21 protein-coding genes are annotated in these 25,669 nt (G+C 66.5%); 5 read left to right on the top strand and 16 right to left on the bottom strand.

What is annotated here, in order from left to right; genetic code table 11:
• The first annotated feature begins 155 nt into the window (after positions 1-155).
• Complete coding sequence (locus tag CVM50_RS03755) at positions 156-770, top strand: TetR family transcriptional regulator C-terminal domain-containing protein (protein WP_085886049.1); 615 nt, start codon at positions 156-158, stop codon at positions 768-770.
• Here CVM50_RS03755 and CVM50_RS03750 read toward each other — a convergent pair.
• The 3 genes from CVM50_RS03750 to CVM50_RS03740 all read right to left on the bottom strand — a co-directional run bounded on the left by CVM50_RS03750 (position 767) and on the right by CVM50_RS03740 (position 4,095).
• The gene (locus CVM50_RS03750) at positions 767-1,147 is read right to left on the bottom strand and encodes a YigZ family protein (RefSeq protein ID WP_085886050.1); all 381 of its coding nucleotides are present in this window, start codon (positions 1,145-1,147) and stop codon (positions 767-769) included. The genes CVM50_RS03755 and CVM50_RS03750 overlap by 4 nt on opposite strands.
• 205 nt (positions 1,148-1,352) lie before the next feature.
• Positions 1,353-1,673, bottom strand: coding sequence for an H-NS histone family protein (locus CVM50_RS03745; RefSeq protein ID WP_085886051.1), 321 nt, complete (start codon positions 1,671-1,673; stop codon positions 1,353-1,355).
• Positions 1,674-1,938: 265 nt separating this feature from the next.
• Positions 1,939-4,095: an anthranilate synthase component I gene (locus CVM50_RS03740; RefSeq protein WP_085886052.1), complete on the bottom strand. Its 2,157-nt coding sequence runs from the start codon at positions 4,093-4,095 to the stop codon at positions 1,939-1,941.
• Between the two features lie 342 nt (positions 4,096-4,437).
• Between CVM50_RS03740 and CVM50_RS03735 the strand changes: the two genes are divergently transcribed.
• Complete coding sequence (locus CVM50_RS03735) at positions 4,438-5,460, top strand: ketopantoate reductase family protein (RefSeq protein WP_085886053.1); 1,023 nt, start codon at positions 4,438-4,440, stop codon at positions 5,458-5,460.
• Positions 5,461-5,531: 71 nt separating this feature from the next.
• Here the strand turns inward: CVM50_RS03735 and CVM50_RS03730 are convergent, their stop codons facing one another.
• Genes CVM50_RS03730 through CVM50_RS03720 form a run of 3 tightly spaced genes read right to left on the bottom strand, consistent with a single transcriptional unit; the run spans position 5,532 to position 8,465 of the window.
• Positions 5,532-6,110 carry an amino acid synthesis family protein gene (locus CVM50_RS03730; protein ID WP_085886610.1) on the bottom strand — a complete coding sequence of 193 codons (579 nt, stop codon included), beginning with the start codon at positions 6,108-6,110 and terminating at the stop codon, positions 5,532-5,534.
• A gap of 58 nt (positions 6,111-6,168) precedes the next feature.
• The gene (locus tag CVM50_RS03725) at positions 6,169-6,972 is read right to left on the bottom strand and encodes a UPF0280 family protein (RefSeq protein ID WP_085886054.1); all 804 of its coding nucleotides are present in this window, start codon (positions 6,970-6,972) and stop codon (positions 6,169-6,171) included.
• The gene (locus CVM50_RS03720) at positions 6,972-8,465 is read right to left on the bottom strand and encodes a 6-hydroxynicotinate reductase (RefSeq protein WP_198431844.1); all 1,494 of its coding nucleotides are present in this window, start codon (positions 8,463-8,465) and stop codon (positions 6,972-6,974) included. The genes CVM50_RS03725 and CVM50_RS03720 overlap by 1 nt, the downstream gene beginning before the upstream one ends.
• A gap of 202 nt (positions 8,466-8,667) precedes the next feature.
• On the opposite strand from CVM50_RS03720, the gene CVM50_RS03715 reads away from it, so the two are divergent.
• Positions 8,668-9,105, top strand: coding sequence for a MarR family winged helix-turn-helix transcriptional regulator (locus CVM50_RS03715; protein ID WP_085886056.1), 438 nt, complete (start codon positions 8,668-8,670; stop codon positions 9,103-9,105).
• A 208-nt stretch (positions 9,106-9,313) separates the two neighbouring features.
• Here the strand turns inward: CVM50_RS03715 and CVM50_RS03710 are convergent, their stop codons facing one another.
• The 6 genes from CVM50_RS03710 to CVM50_RS03685 form a co-directional block, all read right to left on the bottom strand.
• On the bottom strand, positions 9,314-10,021 hold the full coding sequence (locus tag CVM50_RS03710; RefSeq protein ID WP_085886057.1) for an ABC transporter ATP-binding protein: 708 nt from the start codon (positions 10,019-10,021) through the stop codon (positions 9,314-9,316).
• Positions 10,021-10,755, bottom strand: coding sequence for an ABC transporter ATP-binding protein (locus CVM50_RS03705; RefSeq protein WP_198431843.1), 735 nt, complete (start codon positions 10,753-10,755; stop codon positions 10,021-10,023). Before CVM50_RS03705 ends, CVM50_RS03710 begins: the two co-directional genes overlap by 1 nt.
• The gene (locus tag CVM50_RS03700; RefSeq protein WP_085886058.1) at positions 10,752-11,690 is read right to left on the bottom strand and encodes a branched-chain amino acid ABC transporter permease; all 939 of its coding nucleotides are present in this window, start codon (positions 11,688-11,690) and stop codon (positions 10,752-10,754) included. The genes CVM50_RS03705 and CVM50_RS03700 overlap by 4 nt, the downstream gene beginning before the upstream one ends.
• Complete coding sequence (locus CVM50_RS03695) at positions 11,687-12,622, bottom strand: branched-chain amino acid ABC transporter permease (RefSeq protein WP_085886059.1); 936 nt, start codon at positions 12,620-12,622, stop codon at positions 11,687-11,689. Before CVM50_RS03695 ends, CVM50_RS03700 begins: the two co-directional genes overlap by 4 nt.
• 248 nt (positions 12,623-12,870) lie before the next feature.
• On the bottom strand, positions 12,871-14,181 hold the full coding sequence (locus CVM50_RS03690) for an ABC transporter substrate-binding protein (RefSeq protein WP_085886060.1): 1,311 nt from the start codon (positions 14,179-14,181) through the stop codon (positions 12,871-12,873).
• A 181-nt stretch (positions 14,182-14,362) separates the two neighbouring features.
• A complete protein-coding gene (locus CVM50_RS03685; protein WP_232618142.1) occupies positions 14,363-15,730 on the bottom strand; it encodes a hypothetical protein in 1,368 nt (455 codons plus the stop codon).
• A gap of 188 nt (positions 15,731-15,918) precedes the next feature.
• Here CVM50_RS03685 and CVM50_RS03680 point away from each other — a divergent pair, with 188 nt between their 5' ends.
• Entirely contained in the window at positions 15,919-17,970 is a 2,052-nt protein-coding gene (locus CVM50_RS03680; RefSeq protein WP_085886061.1) for a hydantoinase/oxoprolinase family protein, read from the top strand.
• A gap of 148 nt (positions 17,971-18,118) precedes the next feature.
• Positions 18,119-19,861 carry a hydantoinase B/oxoprolinase family protein gene (locus CVM50_RS03675; RefSeq protein ID WP_085886062.1) on the top strand — a complete coding sequence of 581 codons (1,743 nt, stop codon included), beginning with the start codon at positions 18,119-18,121 and terminating at the stop codon, positions 19,859-19,861.
• A 97-nt stretch (positions 19,862-19,958) separates the two neighbouring features.
• On the opposite strand, the gene CVM50_RS03670 is transcribed toward CVM50_RS03675, so the two are convergent.
• From CVM50_RS03670 to rpoD, 4 genes are all read right to left on the bottom strand, one after another.
• Positions 19,959-21,650 (bottom strand): ABC transporter permease, encoded by a 1,692-nt coding sequence (locus CVM50_RS03670; RefSeq protein ID WP_232618141.1) that lies wholly within the window; start codon positions 21,648-21,650, stop codon positions 19,959-19,961.
• Positions 21,651-21,654: 4 nt separating this feature from the next.
• A complete protein-coding gene (locus CVM50_RS03665) occupies positions 21,655-22,632 on the bottom strand; it encodes an ABC transporter substrate-binding protein (RefSeq protein WP_085886064.1) in 978 nt (325 codons plus the stop codon).
• Between the two features lie 191 nt (positions 22,633-22,823).
• Positions 22,824-23,396 carry a YbjN domain-containing protein gene (locus CVM50_RS03660; protein ID WP_085886065.1) on the bottom strand — a complete coding sequence of 191 codons (573 nt, stop codon included), beginning with the start codon at positions 23,394-23,396 and terminating at the stop codon, positions 22,824-22,826.
• A 199-nt stretch (positions 23,397-23,595) separates the two neighbouring features.
• Positions 23,596-25,590: an RNA polymerase sigma factor RpoD gene (gene rpoD, locus CVM50_RS03655; protein WP_085886066.1), complete on the bottom strand. Its 1,995-nt coding sequence runs from the start codon at positions 25,588-25,590 to the stop codon at positions 23,596-23,598.
• Between the last annotated feature and the right edge of the window lie 79 nt (positions 25,591-25,669).

The following is a 25,669-nucleotide window of genomic DNA, read 5'->3' as shown; positions in this document are numbered from 1 at the left end:
CAGCCAATACGCCTGCGACGGGCAAATTGCCTAAACGATCATCGCTGGACATCTCCGTCCGCCCGGTCAAAAATCATGCCCCGGAAAAACACTTGAAAACGCACCGAAACGGGCGCCTGCCGCCAGCCTCTCGGCGCAAGGAGCAGTTGAGCCGCATGACGCAACCCGTCGCCCGCACGCGCATCCAGCGCAAGAATATCGCGCTGATTTCAGAGGCCGCCCTGTCGGTCTTTTCCACCTGGGGGTTTCGCGGCTCCACCGTCGATCAGATCGCCAAGGAGGCGAACCTGTCGAAACCCAACCTGCTCTACTACTTCCCCTCCAAGGAGGCGATCCACCAGTACCTGATGTCGTCGCTGTTGGAAACCTGGCTGGATCCGCTGCGCGAGCTGGATGAGAACGGCGAGCCGCTGGACGAGATCCTGACCTACATGCGCCGCAAGCTGCAGATGAGCCGGGATCATCCGCGCGAAAGCCGGTTGTTCGCCAATGAGATCGTGCAGGGCGCTCCGCGCATCCATGAGATGCTGGAGACGGAGCTGAAGGAGCTGGTCGATGAAAAGGCCCGGGTCATCCAGGGCTGGATGGCGGACGGGCACCTGGCCCCCGCCGATCCCTGGCACCTGATCTTCTCCATCTGGTCGCTGACCCAGCACTACGCGGATTTCGACGTGCAGGTGAAAGCGGTGCTGGGCCCGGAGAAGCCCGACCCCTTCCCGGATGCGGAAGCCTACCTGACCACGCTCTTCACCCGGGTGCTGACGATCTAGTCTGCCCCGCCGGGGTCCACGCCGATCTCTTCCATGTAGGCGCGTACGCAGCTTTGCACGTGGCGGAAGCGGTCGCCGCCCAGGTGGGTGCCGCCGAACCAGCGGGTGACCACGATAACGTGGCCTTCCAGCCCCGCGCGCTCCAACATCCGCAAAATCACCATGCCCGCGCCAGCCTCGCCGTCATCGGCCTTCACCGGTTCGCCCGGCAGCAGCAGGGCCCAGGTGTTATGGGTGGCCTTGGCAAACTTCTTCTTCCGCTTCAGCGCCTTCACCAGCGCCTCGGCCTCGGCCCGGCTGGTCGCCGGCCCGCCCGCCACCGCGTATTTGGAGCCCCGGTCGCTCAGGACCCCGTCCAGTATCGTCAGATCGCTCATGCCACTCCCCTGCCCCGGCGCCGCGCTCATGGCAAGCCTTCGGGCCCTGTCGCCCGGGGGATTTCCGACAGGATGACGGCAGATCACTCTGGCGACCGGAAGCGGAGACAGGAAAAAGGGCCCACGAGGGGCCCTTCTGCACCGCTGGCGGTGCCTGACGATCTCAGGCGACCAGTCATATCGATCGCCCTCAGAACGTCTTAGATCACTTCACGATCAGGAACGCATCCAGGGATTCACCACGCGCCAGGGCATCCTTGATCCAGGCCGGCTGGCGACCGCGGCCGCTCCAGGTTTGCGTGCCATCTTCCGGATTGCGGTATTTCGGCGGGTTCACTTTCGCCTTCCGCCCGGTCTGCCCGGTCAATTCGGAAAGGCTGAAGCCCATCTCGGCGGCCTTGGCTTCAAGTTCGACCAGAGCCGCTTTGCGTTGACGTTCTTCGTAGGTCTTGATCGCCGTCGAAACACGGGCCTGCAGCTTCTTCAGATCACCCAGGGACAGGGTATCCAAATCAATATCCAGCATAATCACACATCCTTTACGCTTGGGGAAAGGAGACTTCCCGTCACCCATTCCGCCTCTTACACCAGTGATTTTGCAATGAGCAACCAAAATGTATCTAATTTCTATTAACAAACCAGCGTCACATCGCGGAAACTGTCAAAAGCAACTTTCCCGCCATTCACATGCGGGACGTTCTCGGCGAAAAATGGCCGGGCGAACTGCTTCGCCCGGCCATCTTTGCCGAAGTTTCGTGCAAATGCAGACGCTAAAAAGCGACACCCTTTACCTACTTGTTTAAAATACCCAAACGCTCGACGACGTTTTCGATCATGCGCATTCCGGCATCCTGCCCCAATGACATGATGGACTCGGGGTGGAATTGCACGGCTGCGACGGGCAAATCGCGATGCTCCACGCCCATCACGATCCCGTCATCTGTGCGGGCGGTGACGCGCAACTCCGGCGGCAGGGTCGCTTCGACCACGTGAATCGAATGATAGCGCCCGACGGTAACCTCCTCGCCCAGGCCATCGAATACGAGTCCCGGTTCCGAAATCCGAATGCGGGAGGGTTTGCCATGCATCGGTTCCTCCAACTGACGCAATTCAGCGCCAGCATGTTCGCAAATGGATTGCAGCCCCAAACAGACGCCAAATAGCGCCAGATTACGATCCAGGCATTTCCGGATCGTTTCCGCAGTCCCGAAATCGGATGGGCTGCCCGGCCCGGGAGAAAGGACAACAAGATCCGGGGCGAAATCGTCGAACACTTGTTCAATAACCGGAGTGCGCGTCGTCATTACCTCTGCGCCGGTCTGGCGGAAATAATTCGCAAGCGTATGGACGAAGGAATCCTCGTGATCGACCAGAAGAATGCGTCGCCCCTTGCCGCGCGGCAGGCGCGTTCCGTCGCCGGCCCCGTCATTGCTGCCGCGATCCCCGCGAATGGCGGCGCGCATGGCAGAGGCCTTCAGCTCGGTCTCGGCCTCCTCGGCGTCCGGGTCACTGTCATTCAGCAGGGTTGCGCCCGCGCGGACCTCCGCCACACCGTTCTTGATGCGAATGGTGCGCAGGGTCAGGCCGGTATTCATGTCGCCATTGAATTGCACCGCCCCCACGGCACCACCATACCATTTGCGCGTGCTCTTTTCGTGTTTCTCGATGAACCGCATCGCCCAAAGTTTAGGCGCACCAGTCACCGTCACCGCCCAGGTGTGGCTGAGAAAGGCATCCATGCTGTCCATGCCCTCGCGCAGACGGCCCTCGATATGGTCGACGGTATGGATCAGGCGCGAGTACATCTCGATCTGGCGCCGCCCGATGACCCGCACCGACCCCGGTTCGCAGACGCGGCTCTTGTCGTTGCGATCCACGTCGGAACACATGGTCAGCTCGCTCTCGTCCTTCTTCGACTGCAGAAGCGTCAGGATCTGCTCGCTGTCTTCGATGGCGTCCCGGCCGCGCTTGATGGTGCCGGAGATCGGGCAGGTTTCCACCCGGCGCCCGGTCACGCGCACGAACATCTCGGGGCTGGCGCCCACGAGGTATTCCTGTTCGCCCAGGTTCATGATGAAACCGAAGGGGGCCGGATTGATCTTCTTCAGCCGCTCGTAAATGGCCGAGGGGCTGTCGTGGCAAGGCTCGTAGAAAACCTGGCCCGGCACCACCTCGAACAGGTCACCGCGGCGGAAGCTCTCCTTCGCGGACACCACCAGCTTGGCATATTCGCCAGGCACGTGGTCGCCGCGCGGCACATCCTCCGGGCCCTGCTGGAAGGGTTCGGCGGCAATCCCGCCCGCCAGACCCTCGGTGCTCAGGTCGCCGGCGCTGAACTCGTAACGATAGCGGGTGGTCGTGGTGGAATAGTGGTCACTGACGATGATGTCGTCCGCCAGGAACAGCACCAGGTCGCGCTGATCCTCCGGGCGCTCCCGGGCGAAATCAATCGGCTCGAACTGGAAGGCCAGGTCGTAGCCGAAGGCGCCGTAAAGCCCCAGGTGCCCGTCTTCCTCGGTAAAGAACAGATCGACGATCTGGCGCAGGACCGAGAAGACGGAGGGCGCGCGGGAGCGTTCTTCCTCGCTGATCACCCGCGTCGGCTTGCGGATCGTCAGGGCGATCTCATCCTCGCTCGCCTCGGCGGTCTCGATCGCGTCCAGCCCTTCCAGAACCGGCGCGATGATCTGCAGCAGGACGCGGCCCCGGCCGTTCAGGGCGGCGATGCGCATCGCGCGGCCCCGCGCCTCGACCACCAGCGGCGGCTCGGCGAAACCGAAATCCCAGCGGGTGTAGCGGCCCGGGTATTCGTAGTTGGAGGAGAGCAGAACGCCCCGGTGCGAATCCAGCCGTCGGGCCAGCGCCTCGGTGTCGCGGGGATACACCCCCGGCAGTTCCTTGCGGGTGACGTTCACGCCCCCCTTGGTTCGGAAGGTCAGGTCAGTCATGTCAGCTTCTCTTGGCAGGGGCGGCACGCAGCGTGTCAGCGCGGGGCAATCGGGCCGGGGCCGCCGGAATTTGGAAAAGGGTCAGCGGGGCGATGGTGTCACCATCGCCAGGAAAGCGGCCAGAATTGCCATCGCTTCCCGAGCATTGCCCTTCGTCCTCTCCAGGGCCCGCGTGGGGCCGAAAATGCCGTCCTTGCCGCTCCGTCACGGCGCGGAGCCGACAGTCGGGGCAAGGAACCCCTCGTATGTCCGCCGCGGGACCGCGCATGTCAAGCCTCGCGCTTGCCGCCGCGCCGCCGGCGTGCGACTCCGGAAGCAGCAAACGTTCCGAGGAGACGCCCCATGCCCGCATCCGCCCCGCTGCCGCCCCTGCCCGATCGCCCGCTGTCTGTCTGTGTCGTCGGCGCCGGGGCCATCGGCGGCACCATCGCCGCGAAGCTGGCCCTGGCCGCTGAGGCGGCCTGTCTGGCGGACGTGTCGGTCGTGGCGCGGGGCGCGCATCTGGCCGCGATCCAGTCCCAGGGACTGCGCCTGACCACACCCGAGGGCAACCAGGTGGTGCAGGTGACGGCCACCGACGACCCCGACACCCTGCCGCCGCAGGACATCGTGATCACCGCGCTGAAGGGCCATCAGGTCCCGCCCATGGCCGAGAAGCTGGGCCGCCTGCTGGCCCCGCACGGGCGCATCTTGCCGGTGGTGAACGGGGTGCCTTGGTGGTACCCGATCGCCGACGGATCGGGCGGGCAGAAGGGTGCCGAAGAGGTCGATCCGGGCGGCGTGTTGTGGCGCGAGATCGGGCCTGAGCGCGCCATCGGCGCCATTGCCGTCATCGGCGCCACCCTGCCAGAGCCGGGCCACGTTGAGGTCAACATCGATGGGCATTTCGACCTGGGCCGCCTGCCCGGTCAGGACCGTACCGACGTGGAGCGGCTGGCCACGATCTTCGACGCGGCTGGGCTGGTGACGAAACAGACGCAGCCCTTCCAGAACGCCATCTTTTCAAAGCTCTACTCGAACTGCGGCTTCAATTCCGTCTGCACCCTGGCGCGGGCGCCGATGAACAGCATGCTGGCCGATCCGGTCCTGTTCGAGCTGACCCGCGACATCGTGATGGAGGTGGCCGCCGTGGCCGATGCCGAGGGCGCCGAACTGCTGGAAGATCCGGAAAAGCGGCTGATCCGCGCCCGCGAGGGCGCTGCCTTCAAGCCCTCGACCCTGCAGGATCTGGAGCGCGGCCGCCCGATGGAGATCGAACCGATCTTCGGCGCCGCCCTGGCCGTGGGCCGCAGCCACGGCATCGCCACGCCGAAGCTGGAGATGGTCACCGCCCTGCTGCGCTCCATCGACCGCGCGGAGAGCTGATCCGCGAGGTCACGGGTGCGGCGGGGCCGGTTGCAAACTGCAAACCGGCCCATTGCAAATAAGGTCGCGCCTCAGCGCAACCCATCGAACTTGCTGATCTCGTCCGCTGCCAGACCGCCGAGGCGGGCATGGATGCGCGGCCCCTTGGACATGGTCAGCACATAGAGGATCTCATCCGCGCGCGGACCTTCGGGCAGGCCCACTTCCATCGCGTCGAAATGCGAGCGCACGTAGGCGGCATTGGTGTGCCCCAGGGGCACGTCCAACCGGGTGCCCGGCCCGCCCTGCTTCTTCGACGAAGGCACGATGGCCAGAGATTCGCCCAGCACTTCGCGCATGGAATAGCCGCCCGCGACGTGCCACAGCGCGGCATGTTCCAGCTCGCCCTGCTCCCCGGCGATGGCGCCCTTGCCGTAGGCGTCGATCCCCTCGACCCCGCCCATGGCCTCGACCAGCTTGCGCGCCATGGCCAGGCCCAGGGGTTTCAGGTCTTCCATCGCCTGGGTCAGATCCTCCTGGTAGGTGCCCGCATAGGGGTTCTTCACCAGGGCCAGCACCGCGCCGCGGACACGCGGACCGCTGACGGGACCGCCGTCATGGTGGATCTCTTCGAGGATGACTTGCGTCTTGCGCAGGGTGAATTCGGCCATCGGGCCCTCCATCTGTCGGGGACGCGCCCGGCGCGTCCGGTTCTGTCCGCCCGGCCGGTCAGCCGCGCAGCATGTCTTTCATCGCGCCCGTCGTCCGGACCTCGCCCGCCAGCGCCAGATGCGCCGCGCCGATCAGGTTCCGCGCGCGCAGATCCTCGGCATAGGTCAGGCCCGCGTCCAGCGCCCTTGCCACCTCTTCCGAGGTCAGCGGCCCCAGGTCAACCGTAACGGGTCGCGCGCCCAGGTCGCTGTCGGGGCTCAGCTCCTCCGCGGGTTGTCGCGTCACCGCCGGGTGGTCCGGCAGATCCACGCGGTTGGCGATCATCGTGGCCGCCGCATCCGCCGCGGCTGCGCCGCGCGCCAGTACCGTCACCGCGTCTGCGATACCAAGGGAATGGCTGCGCCCGCCCCGGCCCGACGTCGCGCAGCCGCGAAAGGGCGCCTCGGGCGGCAGGTCCACGCGGCCTCCGGGCAGCGCCAGCCGCATGCCTTCGCGGCCGGGGGCCCAGGCGATGTCGCCACCATTGTTGACCCAGAGCTTCGCTTCGGGAGCCACCGCGATCATCGCCGCCAGGATCTCCTCGGCGACGCTGCCGGCGACGGCGGCCATGGGGGTGATGAAATCGGGGGCGAAGGGTGCGACGGCGGTAACCATCCGCGCCGCCACCGGGCCCTGCCCCTGTCCGCCTGCGCGACGCAGCTCCGGCAGTTCCGCCACCAGCTCTTCCAGCAGGCCGTCAAATCGGGCGCAGGCGGCGTCATAGGCCGCTTGCCGCAGCGCCGCTTCGGCGAAGATCACCAGGTCGATCGGCCCGGCGTTCAGGTGCAGCCGCACCCCGTCGGGCAACAGCCCCGCCTGCATCAGCCGGCCTTCTTGCTGTCACCCGGGAAGGGCTTGACCGTCTCGTCGTCGGCCCCAACCTCTCGGCCAAGGGCGCGGAAGACGTTGTGGTACTCGCCCCCCCGTTCCAGCACGTCGCGGATCGGGCGGATCGCCCCGTCATGCCCGCCAAGACCCACGTAGAGGTCGCGCGGCATGGTGAATTCCAGCGGCGCCACCAGCGCGGGTGTGGGCACATACCCGAAGGAGTTCTTCGGCATGTCCAGCACATTGGCCATCACGGTGATGCCACCGCCGGGCCAGAGGAAGACATCGGCCCCGCCCAGGGTCACCTTCGCCTCGCCCGCCTGCACGGCACGGGTCAACCGCACCGGGTTCTGCGTCACGCCAGAGCGAAGGGACCCGCCGGCGCCGGCACAGAACATCACGGTGCAAAGCGCGGGTTCGCAGTTCTCCTCGATCAGCGCGACGGAGCGCACCAGCGCCTCGGGCATGGGCGCGGGCTGCGGCTCAAGGTTCTCGTCCAGCACGTAGTAGGCCGCGTGTTCGCCGGTGGTCGAAACCATCAGCAGGGTCAGCCCGGGCCGCGCGCCCTTCTTTTCCAGCCACTTGTCGAGGATGGTCAGCGGATCCGAGATATCGGTGCCGCCCCAGCCCAGGCCCGGTTCGGCCACCTGGAAGTAGCGCCCCGGGGTGGACCGGCGGCCCTTGATGCGGATGCCCGTATCTTCCCAGCCGATGACCTTGCCCGCCTGGTGTTCAGAGACGACGCCGGTGATGTGGTCGTCGACCACCACCACCTCGTCCACGTGGCCCTGCCATTGGGTCGCGAACATGCCGATGGTGGCCGAGCCGCAGCCGACGCGCATCCGGGTTTCGGCCTGGCCGTCCACGATCGGCGCCTGCCCCGCCTGCACGATGACGGTCGAGCCGCCGTCGATCGACAACTCCACCGCCTCGCCGTTGCACAGCGCCATCAGGTTGTTGCAGGTGGCGCGGCCCTCGGCCTTCGACCCGCCGGTCAGGTGGTCCACGCCGCCCAGCGACAACATCTGCGATCCATATTCGCCGGTGGTCACATGGCCGATCACCTCGCCCTCGGCGCGCACGGCCGCGGCCTCGTCGCCGAGGTGGCGGTCGGTGTCGATCTTCACCTTCACGCCGCAATAGGAATAGATCGCCTCGGTCACCACGGTGACGGTATCGACGCCTTCGACCTCGCGGCTGACGATGAAGGGGGCGGGTTTGAAATCGGGATAGGTGGTGCCGGCACCCAGGCCGGAGACGAAGAGGTCGCGCCCCGCGATCATCGTGCCATCCCAGTCGCCCTCGGCGGGCAGGAAGGGGCGCACCTCCTGGCCCGCGGCCAGGGTGCGATCCAGCACCGTCACCGGGTCGCAGCGCACGATCTTGCCGTTTTCATTGGCATAGCGGTCGCAGGCGCCGGTGCGTCCCTCGGCCACGTAGCACATGACAGGGCAGGCATCGCATCTGATCTTGTCCACGGGCGCCATGGCGGACATCCTTTCAAGAGTGGCTCGCAGGCCTGCGCGTTCGCGAGGAACAGGGGCCTCGTAACGTGAAGCAGGGGTTTTCACGCCGCGTCACATTCGTTGGTATACAAATGGTATTGACTCAGATGACCCGCAGGTGTCAATGCCTTTCCAGATCCCCGACAGTCTGATCCTCCCCGCTTTGATCGAGAGACCATTTTCCATGCATTACGACTTTTCAGATGACGACGCGGCCCGTTACCGCCTCGACGAACAGGTCGGTTTCCTGCTGCGCAAGGCCAGCCAGCGTCACCTGTCGATCTTCTCCCAGAACCTCTCCGCCCTGACCGCGACACAGTTCGCGGCCCTGGCCAAACTCTGTGAGCTGGGCCCGACGTCGCAGAACGCCCTGGGCCGTGCCACGGCGATGGATGCCGCCACGATCAAGGGGGTGGCCGACCGGCTGCGCGCCCGTGACCTGGTGACGGCGGAACCCGACCCGGTGGACCGCCGCCGCCACTACCTGATCCCCACCGAGGCCGGTCGCGCGCTTTATGCCGAACTGGCGGGGGCCGCGCTGAAGATCAGCACCGAAACCCTTGCGCCGCTCAGCGACAAGGAACGCGAAACCCTCCTCTCCCTGCTTGCCAAGATGGGCTGATCCGCCAGGGCCCTGCCCCCATGCGCCGATCCCGTGCCACCACTCACGAAGACCCGCGGCAAAGAGGTGTGTCGCCCCGTTTTCCACTCAGGTAACGGGGAGTGACGGAGCCCGCCCGGAGCGAAAGCTCCGGGCGGATCTGATTCAGGGCCCCTGAAACGAAAAAGGGGCCCGCGTGGGGGCCCCCGTCTCGTTCCCTTCGCGGCGGTCAGACGCCAAGGTGCGCGCGCAGCCGCGCCTCGCCCGGGGCGATCTCGGGTTTGGTGAAATCCTCGGCGTTGCGGCCCATCTCGATCACGCTGATGCGGTCGGCCAGTTCCAGCACCGCGTCGATGCGCTGTTCCACCAGCAGCACGGCCAGCCCGCGGTCGCGCATCTGTACCATGACCTGACGGATCGCCTCGATCATCGAGGGCTGAAGCCCCTCGGTCGGTTCATCCAGCAACAGCAGCTTGGGCCGCAGGCACAGCGCGCGGGCGGTGGCCAGCATCTGCTGCTCTCCGCCCGAGAGCGTGCCGGCGCGTTGGCCCATCCGTTCGCCCAGACGCGGAAACAACTCCAACATCTCGTCGCGGGTCTCGCGGCGTTTGGACGCCTCTTTCGGCCCGGCGCCCAGACCGATCTCGATGTTCTGCGCCACCGTTAGTTCCGAAAACAGCCGGCGGCCCTGCGGCACATAGCCCACGCCGTGACCCGGCACCTGGTGTGGCGGCAGGGCCGCCAGGTCGGTGCCGTCCAGCCGCACCTGCCCCGCCTCGGCCCGGACCAGACCCATGATCGCCTTCATCAGCGTGGTCTTGCCCGCGCCGTTGCGGCCCATCAGCACCGTGATCTCCCCCGGCGCGGCCTGCAGCGACACCTCGCGCAGGATCGTTGCCTGACCATATCCGGCGGTCAGCCCCTCGATCTGGAACATCAGCTCGCCTCCGTTCCCAGGTAGGCGGCCTGCACCGCCGGGTTGGCGTGGATCTCCGCTGCGGTGCCGCGGGCCAGGACCTCGCCGAAGTTCAGCACGGTGATCTCGTCAGCCAGTTCCATGACCACGGACATGTTGTGCTCGATCAGCAGGATGGTGGTCTCCGCCGACAGCTCGCGGATCAGCGCCTTGAAGGCGGTGATCTCGCTTTCCGCCAGCCCCTGGGTCGGCTCGTCCAGGATCAGCAAGCGCGGCGCGGAGGCCAGGCCCATGGCGATCTCCAGCAGGCGCTGGTGGCCGTAGGACAGATCCCCCGCCACGTCAGCGGTGCGATCTGCCAGACCCACGCGGGACAGGGCGTCGGCGACCACCTGCTCCACCTTCGCAGCATCGCCGCCCTGCTTGCGCCGGGCCGCCAGGGCCACGTTTTCGTGGCAACTGAGCCGCGCGAAGACGGAGGTGATCTGGAAGGTATAGCCCATGCCCGCCGCGACGCGTTTATGCGCCGGCATCTGCGTCACGTTGCGGCCGTCGAACCAGATCGCGCCGTCGGTGGGTTCCAACCGACCGATCAGCATCGAAACGAAGGTGGTCTTGCCCGCCCCGTTCGGCCCGATCAGCGCATGCACCTGGGTCTTGCGCAGGGTGAAGTCGATGTCGTGATTGGCCCGCAGCCCGTCAAAGGACTTGCCCAGCCCCTCGGTCGACAGGATCACGTCGGTTTCGTGTTTCATGGCAGATCCTTCCAGAAGCGGCGGCGGATCTCGCCCACGATGCCCTGGGGCGCGAAGAGGGTCAGCAGGACCAGCACAACGCCCGCGATCAGCATGTAGGCTTCGGTCACGCCGGAGGCCACATCATTGAGGTAGGTCATGAAGAGCACGCCCACGAAGGGCCCCAGCACGGTGCCCGCCCCGCCCAGCAGGACCCAGAGCAGCGCGAAGATCGAATACTGCACGCCGGCAAAGCTGGCGCCGACATAGCCGAACATGGTCGCATAGGCGCCGCCCGCCGCAGCCGAGATCGTGCCGGAGATCACCAGCGCAGCCAGCTTGCGGCCGCCGGTGTCATAGCCCAGAAGGCGGGCGCGTTCCTCGTTCTCGCGCAGGGCCACCAGGACGCGGCCGAAGGGATGGCGCACCAGCCACAGCGACAGCATCAGCGCGATGGAGAACAGCGCCCAGGCCAGCAGGTAGCGCGTGCCCTCGTCGCTGAGGTCCCAGGATCCGATCGCGCGCATGTCGCCGGGGATCACCAGCCCGTCGTCGCCGCGGGTGTATTCGCTGTAGTAGAGGATCACGAGATAGGCCGCCTGGGCGAACATCAGCGTCACGATCATGAAGCTGACGCCCTCGGTCCGCAGCGCCAGCAGGCCCACCACCAGCGCCAGCAGGGCGCCACAGCCCAGCCCGATGATCCAGGCCGGCAGCGCCGGAATGGCGAAGTGATAGCTGGCCAGCCCGACGCCATACATGCCCGCGCCGAAGAACATGGCATGGCCCAGCGACAGCAGGCCGGTATAGCCGAAGGCGATGTTGTAGCCGATGGCATAGACCGCCAGCACCATCACCCGGGCGAAGACCCCATGGTGATAGGCCGGCAGGAGGAAATGCAGCGCGAAGAGGCCCGCGATCAGGCCAAGGTGCAATGTCAGGTCACGTCTGGTCATCGGTTCTTCACCCCGAAAAGGCCCTGCGGACGGAAGACCAGCACCAGCGCCACGGCCAGCGTCGCGATGATCTTGGCCAGCGTCGGCGTGAAGAAGACGGAGATGATGCCGTCGGACATGCCGATCAGCACCGCGGCCACGACAGTGCCCGCCAGGCTGCCCAGCCCGCCGATGATGACGACGATGAACGACAGCAGCAACGCGTCACCGCCCATCAGGTAATGCGCCTGCTGGATCGGCACGATCAGCACACCGGCCAGCGCCGCCAGGGCGGCACCGGCGCCGAAGACGATGGCGTAGACTCGTTCGACCGGAATGCCGAAGGCCGTGGCCATTTCGCCGTCCAGCTGCGTGGCGCGCATGACCAACCCGGCACGAGAGCGCGTCATGAACAGACGCAGCCCCGCCAGGATCACCACGGCGGCAACGATGACGAACAGCTTGTAGGAGGTCGTGGACAGGCCCCAGGGATAATACATCTCCAGCCCGTTTTCGCCCCAGGCGACCCAGGGCAGCGCGATGCGTTCATTGAAGGGGGCCACCACCGGCTTCGCATCCGGGCCATAGCCCATGAGGGCGGCCTGCTGGATGATGTAGAGAAGTCCGATGGTCGCCACGATCACCCGTTCGGGGTCATAGTTCAGCCGTTTCAGGATCACCACGTCGGCCGCGGCCGCGATGGATCCCACGATCAGCGGCGCCAGGACAGCGGCGGCGATGAAGTTGACGGCCGGGCCGCCGCCGAGGCCCATCATGAACTGGGTCACCACCCAGGCCATCACCGCGCCCAGCATGTAGAACTCGCCATGGGCGACGTTCACCACGCGCATCACCCCGAAGACGAGGCTCAAACCGCTGGCCATCAATGCCAGAACGGCGGCCAGAACGGCGCCCTCCAGCATGGCCAGCATCAGATAGGGTCCGAATTCCATCTTCTCTCTCTTGATTTCCGGTGCCGAACCAGCGAACGGCGCGGCCTGTCGGGCAACGCGGGGGCCAGGCCCTGCATGCCCGCAGCATTTCCAGCTATCGGATGAACAGACATTCCGCCCGCGCGAAGGCCCGCAGCGGACGGGCGACACGGTGCGCGCGCCCTGCCCCAATCCGATAGCCAAAAATACTCATGTTGAAAGGTCTGCGCCCGGATGACGGCTGTCCCCCGGGCGCTGGCAGTCTGACGTCAGAAGCTCATCGAGGTGTAGTCGACCTCGTCGGGATACATCGTCTCTTCGTAGTCGACGGTCTTCTGCACCACCAGCTTGCCGCCCTCGACCTTCGAGATGTACTGCGGGCCGAAGACCTGGTGGGTCTTGCCGTTGAACATCTTGGTGCCGCCCGGGTGGGCCGGACCGGCCTCCATCAGCGTCATCGCCTCGACCGCCTCGATTAGGGCCTGGCGGTCCTCGGTGGACTGATAGCCCGCGGCCTCCATGCCCGCCTTGATGACATGCAGCGTCTCCCAGCAGGAGAACATATGCGCCGAGGTCGAAACGTCCGAGGGATCGCTGACCGAGGCCCCGTTGGCATCCAGCCCCACGGCATCGCGGTAGGCGGTGACATAATCGGGCGCATCGTCCTGCAGGTACCGCGGCATGCCTTCCCAGAAGTAGGTCCCATCAAGGAACTCAAGGCCAGGCGAGGTCAGGTCGGTGGCCTCCAGGCTGTCGATGAAGCCGAAGATCTCGGGGCGGGAGGGGCCGAAGAATTCGCCCATTTCCTTGACGAAGGTCAGCACGGCGGGACCGATCATCACGTGATAGATGACCTCGGTATCGCGCGGGATCTGCGGGAAGTACTTGGTGAAGGAGGTCTCGGTCGGCGGGATCGCGATGGAGCCGACGATTTCGCCACCTGCGGCCTCGATGGCCGGGGCCAGGTTGTCGCGGTGATCGTAGCCGAAGGCATAGTCGGGGTAGATCATCGTGACCTTCTTGCCCAGCACGTCGGTGATGAAGGGCGCCATGGCCGAAATCTGGCTCTTCACGTCGGTGATGCCCGGCTGCATGGTCCACCGGTTCAGCATGCCCGAGGCCACGTGGTGCCCTTCGGAGCAGACGAAATAGGGCAGCTTCAGCTCGCCCGCGCGGGGCGCGGCGCCCACGACCACGTGGGAGAAGAGCGTGCCGAAGGCCACGTCGCAGTTGGACTGGTTGGCAAACTTCTCCAGCACCTCGGCGGCGCGGCGGGGATCGGTGCCGTCATCCTCGGTCACCAGTTCCACGGGACGACCGTTGATCCCGCCTTCGCCGTTGATCTTCTCGATCGCGGCGACGGAGGTGCGTTCGTACCAGCGGCCATAGGCGGCGCCGATGCCGGTGGCGTGCTTGCCAAAGCCGATGCGGATCGGCTCGGCGCTCTGCGCGCTGGTGTAGCGGGCCCAGAGCGGCATGGTGGCAGCCGCGCCCGCGCCCATGGCCAGCGTTTTCAGCGCCCCGCGGCGCGTGGGCTGGATCAGCCCGCTGGTCTTGGTCTTGCTGGTTGTCTCGGTCATCTCATTTTCCCTGTTGGCAACGTTCTTACCGGATCTTATTCGGCTGACCCTGGGAGAAAGTCTGTAGGCACACAAACGATCTGTCCAGCCTTTTGAGTCTTTTCCCTCGGCCGCTGTCGCGCCAGTTTCGGCGCAATGCCCAAGGAAAGGGCAGCGCGGCGTGATCCGGCCCGCCGCATCCTCACGCCCCCCGGGGCGAGGCCAGAAGCCATAGCCCGAACAGCGTATAGAATATCATGAACAGCGCCAATGGCGCCTGGCTCAGCGCCGCGCGGCCATGGCTGCCGTGCAGACGCAGGGCGGCCACGTGGCTCATCACGATCGCCAGGACATGGCCCAGCACCACCGCCGCCGCCTGGCTAAGCCAGATCACCCGGACGGAGGCCTGACGATTGAAAAATCCCGTGCTGACAGTGATCTCGCGCAGGCCCAGATGATGCGCGACCATGTTCCAAAGGTACTGCCCCTCCACCAGGGCCGCAGGCAGGTAGTGTGCCGCGTGGTAGCCGAAGGCGATCGGCAGAATCGCCGGGGCCAGCACGCGGAAACTGGCGCCGAAACCGCCGGCCTCCACCAGGATCAGCCCCGCCTTGACCGAGGCGGCGTAGAGCAGGACCAACAGCGGACCGCACAGGATCAGCCCGGTCAGGTTGGGTCCGACCACGGCGCTGCGCCCAGTGAATTCGAGCGGGTTCATCCCGATCCAGCCGAACCAGCGGAAGGTCTCGTTCAGACCGTCGAAGGAGCCAAGCGCCAGCGACATCAGCATGAAGATCGCCAGGCTGACCGACGGCGCGCGACTCTGATCCAGGTCCCATCCGGGCAGGCCCAGGCGCCAGCGCCCGCCCCGCCGCCGCAGCGGAGCCAGCTGTGCATAAAGATGCATCAGCACGCCCAGCCCCTCGCCGCGCAGCAGCCAGCGCGCCCCGAACAGCGCAGAGCCAAGGGCCGTGACACCCCAGTAGGCCAGCACCATCCAGGCCAGCCGGTCGGGATCGGTGGGCGCGATATGGACCATCAGCACGCCGGCAAAGGCCAGATAGCTCAGGCCTGCCGGCCAATACCCCCAACGGGCGGGATAGCGCAGCAAGGGACGCAGCCCGAAAAGGCGCATCACGCCGAGGGTCGCGCGAAACGGGCTGAGCCAGCGCCAGAGGTCGCCGAAGACCCCGCAGCCCGCCACGAGGAACAGCCAGAGGCCCGTCCAGACCAGCAACGGGAGGGGGTTCTTCACCGGATCCTGCGACCCCGCGAACCCCTGGCTGATCGCCCAGAGCAGCAGTAGCGCCGACAGCGCCGTGGTCACCGCGACCCCGCGCGGCGGTCCGGCCCGGCCAAGGTCCCGCGTCCGGAACAGCCGCCGCGCGGCCCCCTCAGGGATCAGCGCGATCAGCACGACGGTGGCCAGCACCGAGGCCACGCCGCCCGCGATATAGGCATCCGTCGGCAAGAGCAGCACGAAGCCCCCTTCCGAGGCATGTGCCAGCGCCTGCCCCGGCACCAGCAGCGCCGCCGCCAGCGCCGCGATCTGTCCGAGCTGTCTTTGCAATGGCTCCCCCGACCCGCAGGTTGTCCGTGTCGTGATCATGCTCCGGGCACCTCCTCATGCAAGTCAGAACTTCCCCCGCCGCAGATGCAAAGAGGAATTGACATCGTGCGGCGCATCGGAAATTCATTTGCACACAAATGTATCTACCGGCCCGATCCGACGGCGCGGGCCAACGATGGAGACAGGACATGGAAAGCGGACAGGTCATCGGCTGTGACGTGGGCGGCACCTTCACCGATCTGGTGCTGATGGACCCGGCCACGGGCGAGGTGCGCATCGCCAAGGTGCCCTCGACGCTGGATGACCAGTCGCGCGGCGTGATGAACGCGGTCGCAGAGGCCGAGGCCTCCCTGCCTGGCACCGCGCTGATCGTCCATGGCACCACCACAACGACCAATGCCGTGCTGGAACGCAAGCTGGCCCGCACCGGCATCATCACGACCCAGGGCTTCCGCGACGTGCTGGAGCTGGGCCGCCGCACCCGCCCGCAGGCCTACGGGATGAAAGGTGATTTCAAGCCGCTGATCCCCCGCGACCTGCGCCTGGAGGTGCCCGAACGGATGGATGCCGAAGGCCGCGTCGTGACCCCCCTGGACGAAAACGCCCTGCGCGCCGCCGCCCAGGCCCTGCTGGATCTGGGCTGCACCGCCGTCGTCGTCCATTTCCTGCATGCCTACCGAAATCCGGCGCATGAGCTGCGCGCGGGCGAGATCCTCAAGGAGATCTGGCCCAATCCCTATGTCACCCTCGGCCATGCCCTGCTGTCGGAAAGTCGCGAATACGAGCGCGGCGTGACCGCGGCGGTCAATGCTTCGGTGCAGCCGATCCTCGACCGCTACGTGCAGAACCTGGCCGGCTCGCTGGAAAGCGGCGGTTACGCCGGGGAACTGCTGGTCATGAACGGCAACGGCGGCATGGTGTCGGCCCGCCGTGTGGCGGAAGAGGCCGCGCGCACCGTCATGTCTGGCCCGGCCTCCGGCGTCATGGCCGCGGCGTTCACCGGGCGCGCCGCCGGCATCCCCGACCTGCTGACCTACGACATGGGCGGCACATCCACCGACGTGGCGCTGATCCGCAATGCGCAACCCGCTGTCTCGAACGAGATCGAGGTGGAATATGCCATGCCGATCCACGTGCCGATGGTCGACGTGCGCACCGTGGGCGCCGGCGGTGGCTCCATCGCGCGGGTCAATGCGGCGGGCCTCTTGGAGGTCGGGCCGGAATCGGCCGGCGCCACCCCCGGCCCGATCTGCTATGGTCGCGGCGGCACGGAACCCACGATCTCGGATGCCAACCTGCTGCTCGGACGGCTCGACCCTGCGCGGCTGAAGTCGGTCGAGGGCGGGGTAACTTTGCAAACCGTCCGCGACATCTTTGCAAAAAAGCTGGGCGACCCGCTGGGCCTGACGCCCGAACAGGCCGCCGAGGCCGTGATCCAGCTGGCGAACGTGAAGATGGCGGGCGCCATCCGCATGGTTTCCGTCTCTCTCGGCGCCGATCCGCGTGACTTCGCCCTCTTTGCCTTCGGCGGCGCCGGTCCGCTGCACGCCGCCTCGCTGGCGCGCGAGTTGGGGGTCCCCCGCGTGCTGACCCCCGCACGCCCCGGCATCACCAACGCGCTTGGCTGCCTGGTCGCCGACCTGCGTCATGACTTCACCAATACCGTGGCCCAGCCACTGGACACGCTGGACATGGACGCCCTCGCCGACACGCTGACCGCCCAGGCGGCGGAGGGGCGCGCCCTGATCGCCCGCGAAAAGGTCGAGATTACCGAAACCCGGGTGCTGCATTCGCTGGACATGCAGTTCATCGGCCAGACCCATCTTCTGCGGGTGGAACTGGAGGGTCCGGTTATCAGCCGCGAGGCTCTGCAGGCCGCCTTCGAGGAGGTCTACTGGAAACGCTTCCACGTGCGGCTCGACACGATCCGCGCGGCGGTGGTCAATGCCAACACCTCGGTCATCGGCACGCGCAATTCGCTGGACCCGGCCCGGCTGATCCCGGCCGAACACCGCAAGGCCACGCTGGCCGAGGCCCTGCGCGCCACCCGTCCGGTGATCTTCGACGGCGAGACGCATGAAACGCCCCTCTACCGCCGCGACCTGCTGCCCGCCGATGCCGCCTTCGACGGCCCGGCGATCCTGGAACAGATGGACACGACCATCCTCGTGCCCCCGGGCGACCGCGTGACGACAGATGCTATCGGCAACATCCTGATCGAGATCCGGGGCGCCAAATGACCCATTGCGCGTCCCGCCCCCTCCGGCGCCCGGGACAGCCCTGCGCAGGGCTGTCCTATGCAGGACATCCGCCCACCCGCGACCGGGCACAGGCCTCGGCATACCGCGCTGACAATTCCGTTCCTTCCATCGCATCCGAGGTGACCCGATGACCATCGACCCGATCACCCTCTCCGTCATCCAGGCGGGCCTGCAACAGGTCTGCGACGAGATGGACCTGTCCTTCTCCCGTGCCGCCTTTTCACCGGTGATCGCCGAGGCGAACGACCGCTCCGACGGGATCTACTCGGCCGAGGACGGCTCGTTGATCGCCCAGGGGAACATGGGGCTGCCGGTCTTCGTCGGCACGATGCAATATTCCACCCGCGTCCTGATCGAGGGCATCGCCGCAGGGTTGGTGGCGGACCCGAAACCCGACGATATCTACATCGTCAACGACCCCTACCTGGGCGGCACCCACCTGATGGACGTGCGCTTTGCCCGGCCCTACTACCGCAACGGCAAGATCTTCTGCTGGCTTTCCAACACCGGCCACTGGCCCGACACCGGGGGCGCCGTGCCCGGCGGCTTCTCGGCCTCGGCGACCTCGGTGGAACAGGAAGGCCTGCGCCTGCCGCCGGTGCGCCTGTTCAAGGAAGGGGTGCTGGACCGCGAGATCTACCAGATCATCTGTTCCAACATCCGCGTGGCCGACCAGCGCATCGGCGACGTTCAGGCCCAGGCCGCCGCGTTGAAGGTGGGCGAGGAACGCCTGAACGAGCTTCTGGACCGCTACGGCGACGACGTGGTGGCCCAGGCCATCACCGAGCTGCGTGCCCGCGCCAGCGCCCAGATGACCCGCTATGTCGAGGAGATCCCCGAGGGCACCCACAGCGCCTCCGCCTGGATCGACAGCGACGGCGTGGTGGACGAACCGCTGGAGATCCGCCTGGCGGTGACCCGCGAGGGCGACCGACTGAGCTTCGACTTCACCGGCTCCTCGGCGCCCTGTACGGGACCGATGAACTCGGTCCTGGCGACGACCCTCAGCTCGGTCTACCTGGCCATGCGCCATATCTTCCCCGAGGTGCCGATCTCCGCCGGAGCCTTCGAGCCGCTGCACGTCACGGGCTACGAGGGCACCTTCCTCGACGCCCATTACCCGCGCCCGGTCTCGGGCTGCGCGGCAGAGGTCAGCCAACGCATCGCCGAGGCGGTCTTTGCCGCCCTCGCCCCTGCGCTGCCCGATCGCGTGACGGCCTCGCCCGCCGGGTCTTCGGGCAACTTTGCCCTGGGTGGGCACGACCCCGAGAAGGGGCGCGACTTCGTCATGTACCAGATCTCCGGCGGCGGCTACGGCGGCAATGCCGACCACGACGGGCTGTCGAACGGCTGTTCCACCATCGGCATTTCCAAGGCGCCCCCGGTGGAGATCATGGAGGCGCAGTTCCCCGTCCTCTACCACCACTATGCCCTGCACGAGGGGTCCGGCGGCGCGGGTTTCCACCGGGGCGGCTTCGGCCTCGACTACGCGGTGGAGCTGCGGCGGGGGCTGGCCACCGCCAGCTTCGTCATGGACCATGGCCGCACCGGGCCGCAGGGCGCGCTTGGCGGCGTCGACGGGGCGGTGAACAAGGTGCGGGTGATCCGCGACGGCGAGGTCCATATCCCCTCGCATCTGTCGAAGGAGCAGGACATCCCCCTGGCCCCGGGCGACGTGGTGCACGTGCGCACCCCCGGTGGCGGCGGTTACGGCGACCCGATGACCCGGCCCGCAGAAGCGGTGGCCGAAGACGTGCGACTGGGCCGCTACACCGCGGTGCAGGCGCGCGAGATGTTCGGGGTGGTCCTGACGGGCCACAGCGCCGACATGGCCGCGACCGAAGCCCTGCGCAGCGCCACCGCGGGCTAAGGCACCGGGCCAACCATAGGGCCCGCCCCGCCCTTATCCGACAGCGGGAAATACTCCGGGGGTCCGGGGGCTGGCCCCCGGCCCGTCCCCGCCGCCCCTACATCCGCCAGGGCACCACGCCCGGCGGCAGGCGGCGCCCGGCCAGATCCAGCATCAGCATCAGGCCCAGCGTCGCCGCCACGGTCACGCTGGCCATGGCGGCGGCCAGCACGGAATAGCCGCCATCCTCGTAGTTGAAGATCGTGGTGCCGATCGTCTCATGGCCCGTCGACCACAGCAGGGCCGAGACCGTCACCTCATTGTAGGCGGTCAGGAAGACCAGGATCGCGCCGGAGGCCGCCGCCGGGGCCACCAGCGGCAGGTAGATCCGCCCCATCCGGCGCCCGAACCCCGCCCCCGACACCCGTGCCGCGTCGTCCAGCGACGGGTCCAGCTGCCCGTAGGCCGCCGCCACCGGCTTCAGCGCGACGGAGAAGAAGGCCGTCAGATAGGCCAGCACGATGATCCACAGGGTGTTGTAAAGGGATAGCTGCGTCAGCGGCAGCGGCCGCAGGAAGGCCAGGATGAAGGCGATGGAGATGACCAGCCCCGGAATCGCATAGCTGATCTCGGCCAGGGTGGCGATGCCGCCTGCGATCCGGCGTGGGGGGCGGGCGCGGGCGTTCAGGAAGAAGGCCAGCAGGCAGGACAGCGCCGCCAGGACCAGCGCCGCCAGCCCGGCGGCCAGGGTGGAGTTGAGGAAGGCGCGCAGGGTCACGCTCTGGCGGAACAGCACCTCCGCGAAATTGGCCCAGGTCAGGGTGTCGAGGTTGAGGCGCACCCCATAGGTCGGCACCAGCGCCGTCGCCAGCAGCGAGGCCAGCGGCAGGACCAATGTGGCCAGAGCGTAGAGCGCCATCGCGGCCGTCACCGGGGCGCGCCAGCGACCAAGCGCGATGCGCAGTGGCGCCTGGGCCGGGCCGATCACCTGCGACCGCGCCCGCCGTTGCAGCATGCTTTGCAGCCAGATTGCCACCACCGCCACCGCCGCCAGCATCAGGGAAATCACCGCCACGTCGCGCAGCACCGAGGGGCCGAAGCTGGACAGGCGTCGCCAGATCAGCACCGGCAGGGTGACGTAGCGCGCCGGGATCCCAAGCAGGGCCGGGATGCCGAAGTTGCCGAGCGCCGAGACGAAGGCCAGCGCGAATGCCGCCAGCAGCGAGGGCGCCAGCAGCGGCAGCAGGACGCGACGGAGGAGGCGCGCGGGGCGGGCACCGGAAATGCGTGCGGCCTCCGACATCTCGCGCGGCAGGGCGCGCAGGGCGGCCAGCACCACCAGGAAGACCAGCGGCGCATGTTGCAGCGTCAGCAGCAGCCAGACGCCGCCGGGGGAATAGAGCGGATGGGTCGCCCCCATCTCGGGCGCCAGGTGCAGCGCCTGCAGGACCGGCGAGGCGGGCCCTAGCGCCTGCACCCAGGCGATGGCGGTCACATGGGGCGGGATCATCATCGGCAGCAACAGGACGAAGACGAAGCCCCCCTTGGCGCGCAGATCGCTCAGGCCGATGACCAGCGCCATCACCGTGCCGATCACCAGCGCCCCTGTCCCCGACACCGCGGCACTTTCCAGCGAATGCCACAGCGCCGCGCGCACGGACCGCCCGCCCAGGGCGTCGAGCAGCGCACCCGCCCCCTCGGCCAGGCCCACCCGGAACAACAGGCCCAGGGGCATGACCAGCAGCCCCAGGGCGAAAAGGCAAAGCGCGGCGAGCACCAGGGGCTCGCCGCGCGATAGTCGTTTCAGCAAGACATCAACCGCCGAAGATATCCATGAAGCGCATCTTGTTCTCATCGTCCTCGGCCAGGGCGCGGGCCGGGTCGAAGTCCATCAGCTTGATCTGGTCGCGCGCCGGGAAGCCTTCGGGCGCGGGCACGGTCGGGTGCGCGGGCAGATAGCCCATGTCCGCGGCCAGCAGTTGCCCCTGTTCGGAGATCACGAAGTCGATGAAGGCCTTCGCCGCGTCGGGGTTCTGCGCGGTGGACAGGATCGCCGCCGGTTCGCTGACCGCCGACACACCTTCCTCGGGGAAGACGAAGGCCACGGGCGCGCCCTTGACGGCTTCACGGATCGGCAGGAAATCAACGACGAAACCATAGAGCTTCTCCCCGCCGGCGATCGCCTTGTAGGTGCCGCCGTTGCCGCCCTGCGGGTTGGCGCCCTGATCGGCCAGACCTTCGTAGAAGTCCCAGCCCAGGTCGGGGTTGGCGGTCAGCGCGGCCATGTGGATGGTGGCGGCGCCCGAGGTCAGCGGCGAGGGCATCGCCAGCTTGCCCTTGGCCTCCTCCGACAGCAGGTCGGTGTAGGACGTCGGCACCATCGGCGCGTTGGTGTTGTACATGATGCCGGTCGTGATCAGCTTGGTGGCGAACCAGTAGCCTTCCGGGTCCATCACGCCGGCCTCGTAGGCGGCGGTGTCGGCCTCGGGGTAGGCCATCAGGCGATCCTCGGCCTTCAGGCCTTCCATGGTCACGCTGTCGGCGATCAGCAGGACGTCGGGCTGCGGCTGCCCCGCCTCGAACTCCGCCCGCAGCTTCGCCATGACCTTGGTCGTACCGTCGCGGAACCACTCTACCTCGACGTCGGGGTATTCGGCCATGAAGGCATCGACCGTCTGCTGGGCATCGGCATTGGGCTGGCTGGTGTAGAGGACCAGCTTGCCGCCGACATCGGCCAGGGCGACTGTGGCGGTCAGGGTCAGGGCAGCAGCGAGCGAAAGGGCGCGTTTCATGTCTGTCTCCGGAATGCAGGATCGCGAGTTTGGTCGCGGCCTAACAGCAGGATATGACGGTTTCTTGTAGGTAGACGTGCGATTTCCGGTCAGCGCCGACCTCCCCTGCCCCGGCCTGACAAGCGGCCAAGGAAAAGGGCGCACCGACATTGCCGGCACGCCCTCTCCTCAGATCATTCGCGGGGCCGCAATTACCAGTCGATGGCGTCCTGGAAGCGAGCCAGGGACTGGTTCCATTCCCCGACGGCCGCTTCGAAAACCTCGGTGGAAATGCCATCACCGCGCCCGGTCAGCAGGTACATCTCCAGGTAGGGATCATCCTCGTCGTCGAGGTAGCCCCGGGTGATGACCGCATCGGAGTTCCAGTCGTTGATCGCAGTAACGCCCATACCGTCGGTCAGATCGAACCCGGCGGAAAACATCAGGGAATCGCAATTGGTGTTGTCGCTGCAGCCGAAGAAGTAGATGCGATAGTTCGCACCCTCGGCCGCCGAGCGGATCAGCGGGTCGCCGATGCCGTCCACATCCATTTCGGCCTTGTAGCCCAAGGCCTGAAGCGCGGCGGCGACACCGTCGGGATCAACGGCAGACACCATCCCTTCGGGCACGTCGACCGGTTCAGACGACCCGTCGTCGTCCAGCGCGCGCGACGCGGCGCTCAGGGCCTGGGCAATGGTGCCGCCGGTCGATTTTGCGACAACAGGCGTTGCCGCAAGCGTGGGCAGAAGGGCAATACCCAACAGAGCAAAAGAAATCTTTCTCATTCCAAATTCCTTCTTGGTGTTTTGTCAGCGCAGGTCTGCCCTACAAAAACAAAATGCTCAACCAATGAGCAGAGTTCTTCCATCACATTGGCATGGACGCGCCAAACTCCGCCCACCCCCAATCATCTGTCCTTGGTTTCGACATGAAAAACCCCGCGCCTGACGGCGCGGGGCTGAGAATGGCAACACGGTGCGGCGCTTACTGGTCCAGGAAGGAGCGCAGCTTGCGAGACCGGCTCGGGTGCTTCAGCTTGCGCAGCGCCTTCGCCTCGATCTGACGGATCCGTTCGCGGGTCACGGAGAACTGCTGCCCCACCTCTTCCAGCGTGTGGTCGGTGTTCATGCCGATGCCGAAACGCATCCGCAGAACCCGTTCCTCGCGCGGCGTCAGGCTGGCCAGAACACGGGTCGTGGTTTCCTTCAGGTTTTCCTGAATGGCGCTGTCCAGCGGCAGGATCGCGTTCTTGTCTTCGATGAAATCGCCCAGCTGGCTGTCTTCCTCGTCGCCGATCGGCGTTTCGAGGGAGATCGGCTCCTTGGCGATCTTCATCACCTTGCGGACCTTCTCCAGCGGCATCTGCAGCTTCTCGGCCAGTTCCTCCGGGGTCGGCTCGCGGCCGATCTCGTGCAGCATCTGGCGGCCCGTGCGGACCAGCTTGTTGATCGTCTCGATCATGTGGACCGGGATACGGATCGTGCGCGCCTGGTCCGCGATGGACCGGGTGATCGCCTGACGGATCCACCAGGTCGCGTAGGTCGAGAACTTGTAGCCGCGGCGGTACTCGAACTTGTCCACGGCCTTCATCAGGCCGATGTTGCCTTCCTGAATGAGATCAAGGAATTGCAGGCCACGGTTCGTGTACTTCTTGGCGATGGAGATCACCAGGCGCAGGTTCGCCTCGACCATCTCCTTCTTGGCCGCGCGGGCCTCTTTCTCACCCTTCTGGACCTGCTGGACGATGCGGCGGAATTCGCTGATGTCCAGACCCACGTAGGTGCCGACCTGCGCCATGTCGTTGCGCAGATCCTCAACCTTGTCGGAGGAGCGTTCGATGAACATCTGCCAGCCGCGACCCGGCTTCTGGGCCATGCGCTCCATCCAGTTGGGATCAAGCTCGTGGCCGCGGTATTCATCGACGAATTCCTTGCGGTTGATGCGAGCCTGGTCGGCCAGCTTCACCATGGCGCTGTCGATGGACATGATGCGGCGGTTGATCCCGTAAAGCTGGTCGATCAGCGCCTCGATACGGTTGTTGTGCAGGTGCAACTCGTTGACCAGCAGAACGATTTCCGACCGCAGCTTCTGGTAGGTCTTCTCGTCGTTGTCGGAGAAGGAGCCATCCTCGTTCAGGGTCGCGCTGATGCGCTTGTCCTGGATCTCCGACAGGATTTCGAAGTCATGGGCGATGCGGTCCAGCGTTTCCAGCACGCGCGGCTTCAGCGCGGCTTCCATCGCGGCCAGGGACATATTGCCCTGATCGTCCTCGTCGTCGTCGTCGTCCTTGGCAATCGGGTTGCCGTCGGCGTCCAGCTCGGGACCGCTGTCTTCCTTCTTCGTCTGGGACGCGGAGGTATCCCCCACCGTCGCGGGATTGACCACCGGCTCAGCCACGCCGTCCTCGTCGCCCAGCTGGTCGCCGAAGGTGGTTTCGAGGTCGATCACGTCGCGCAGCAAAATGTCTTCGGACAGAAGTTCGTCGCGCCAGATGGTGATCGCCTGGAAGGTCAGCGGGCTCTCGCAGAGCCCCGCGATCATCGTGTTGCGGCCGGCCTCGATCCGCTTGGCGATGGCGATCTCGCCCTCGCGCGACAGCAACTCGACCGAGCCCATCTCGCGCAGGTACATCCGCACGGGGTCATCGGTCCGGTCCAGTTTCTCCTGGCCGGTGGAGCCGAGCGCAACCTCACGGTTTTGCTGCGTCGTGGTGACGGCAGTGGTCTTCTGTTCCTCGTCCTCGGCCTCTTCGTCCTCGATGATGTTGATGCCCATCTCGGAGAGCATGGACATGACATCTTCGATCTGTTCGGACGAAACCTGATCCGGCGGCAGAACCTGGTTCAGCTGATCATAGGTGATGAAGCCTTTCTCGCGGGCTTCCGCGATCATCTTCTTCACCTGCGCCTGGCTCATGTCGAGGGAGACTTCCGCCTCCTGCTCTTCCATCTGGTTGTCGTCGTTATCCTTGGCGGCCATGGCGGTACTCCTGCGCACTGGATGCGGCGGTGCAGCTGCTGTGATTCGATTGAACCGAATCAATACCTGCTTTCACCGA

Origin of the sequence: Pseudooceanicola marinus, from assembly GCF_002786295.1 — a bacterium.
GTDB classification, from domain to species: Bacteria; Pseudomonadota; Alphaproteobacteria; order Rhodobacterales; family Rhodobacteraceae; genus Pseudooceanicola; species Pseudooceanicola marinus.
This window is presented reverse-complemented; position numbering and strand designations above follow the sequence as displayed.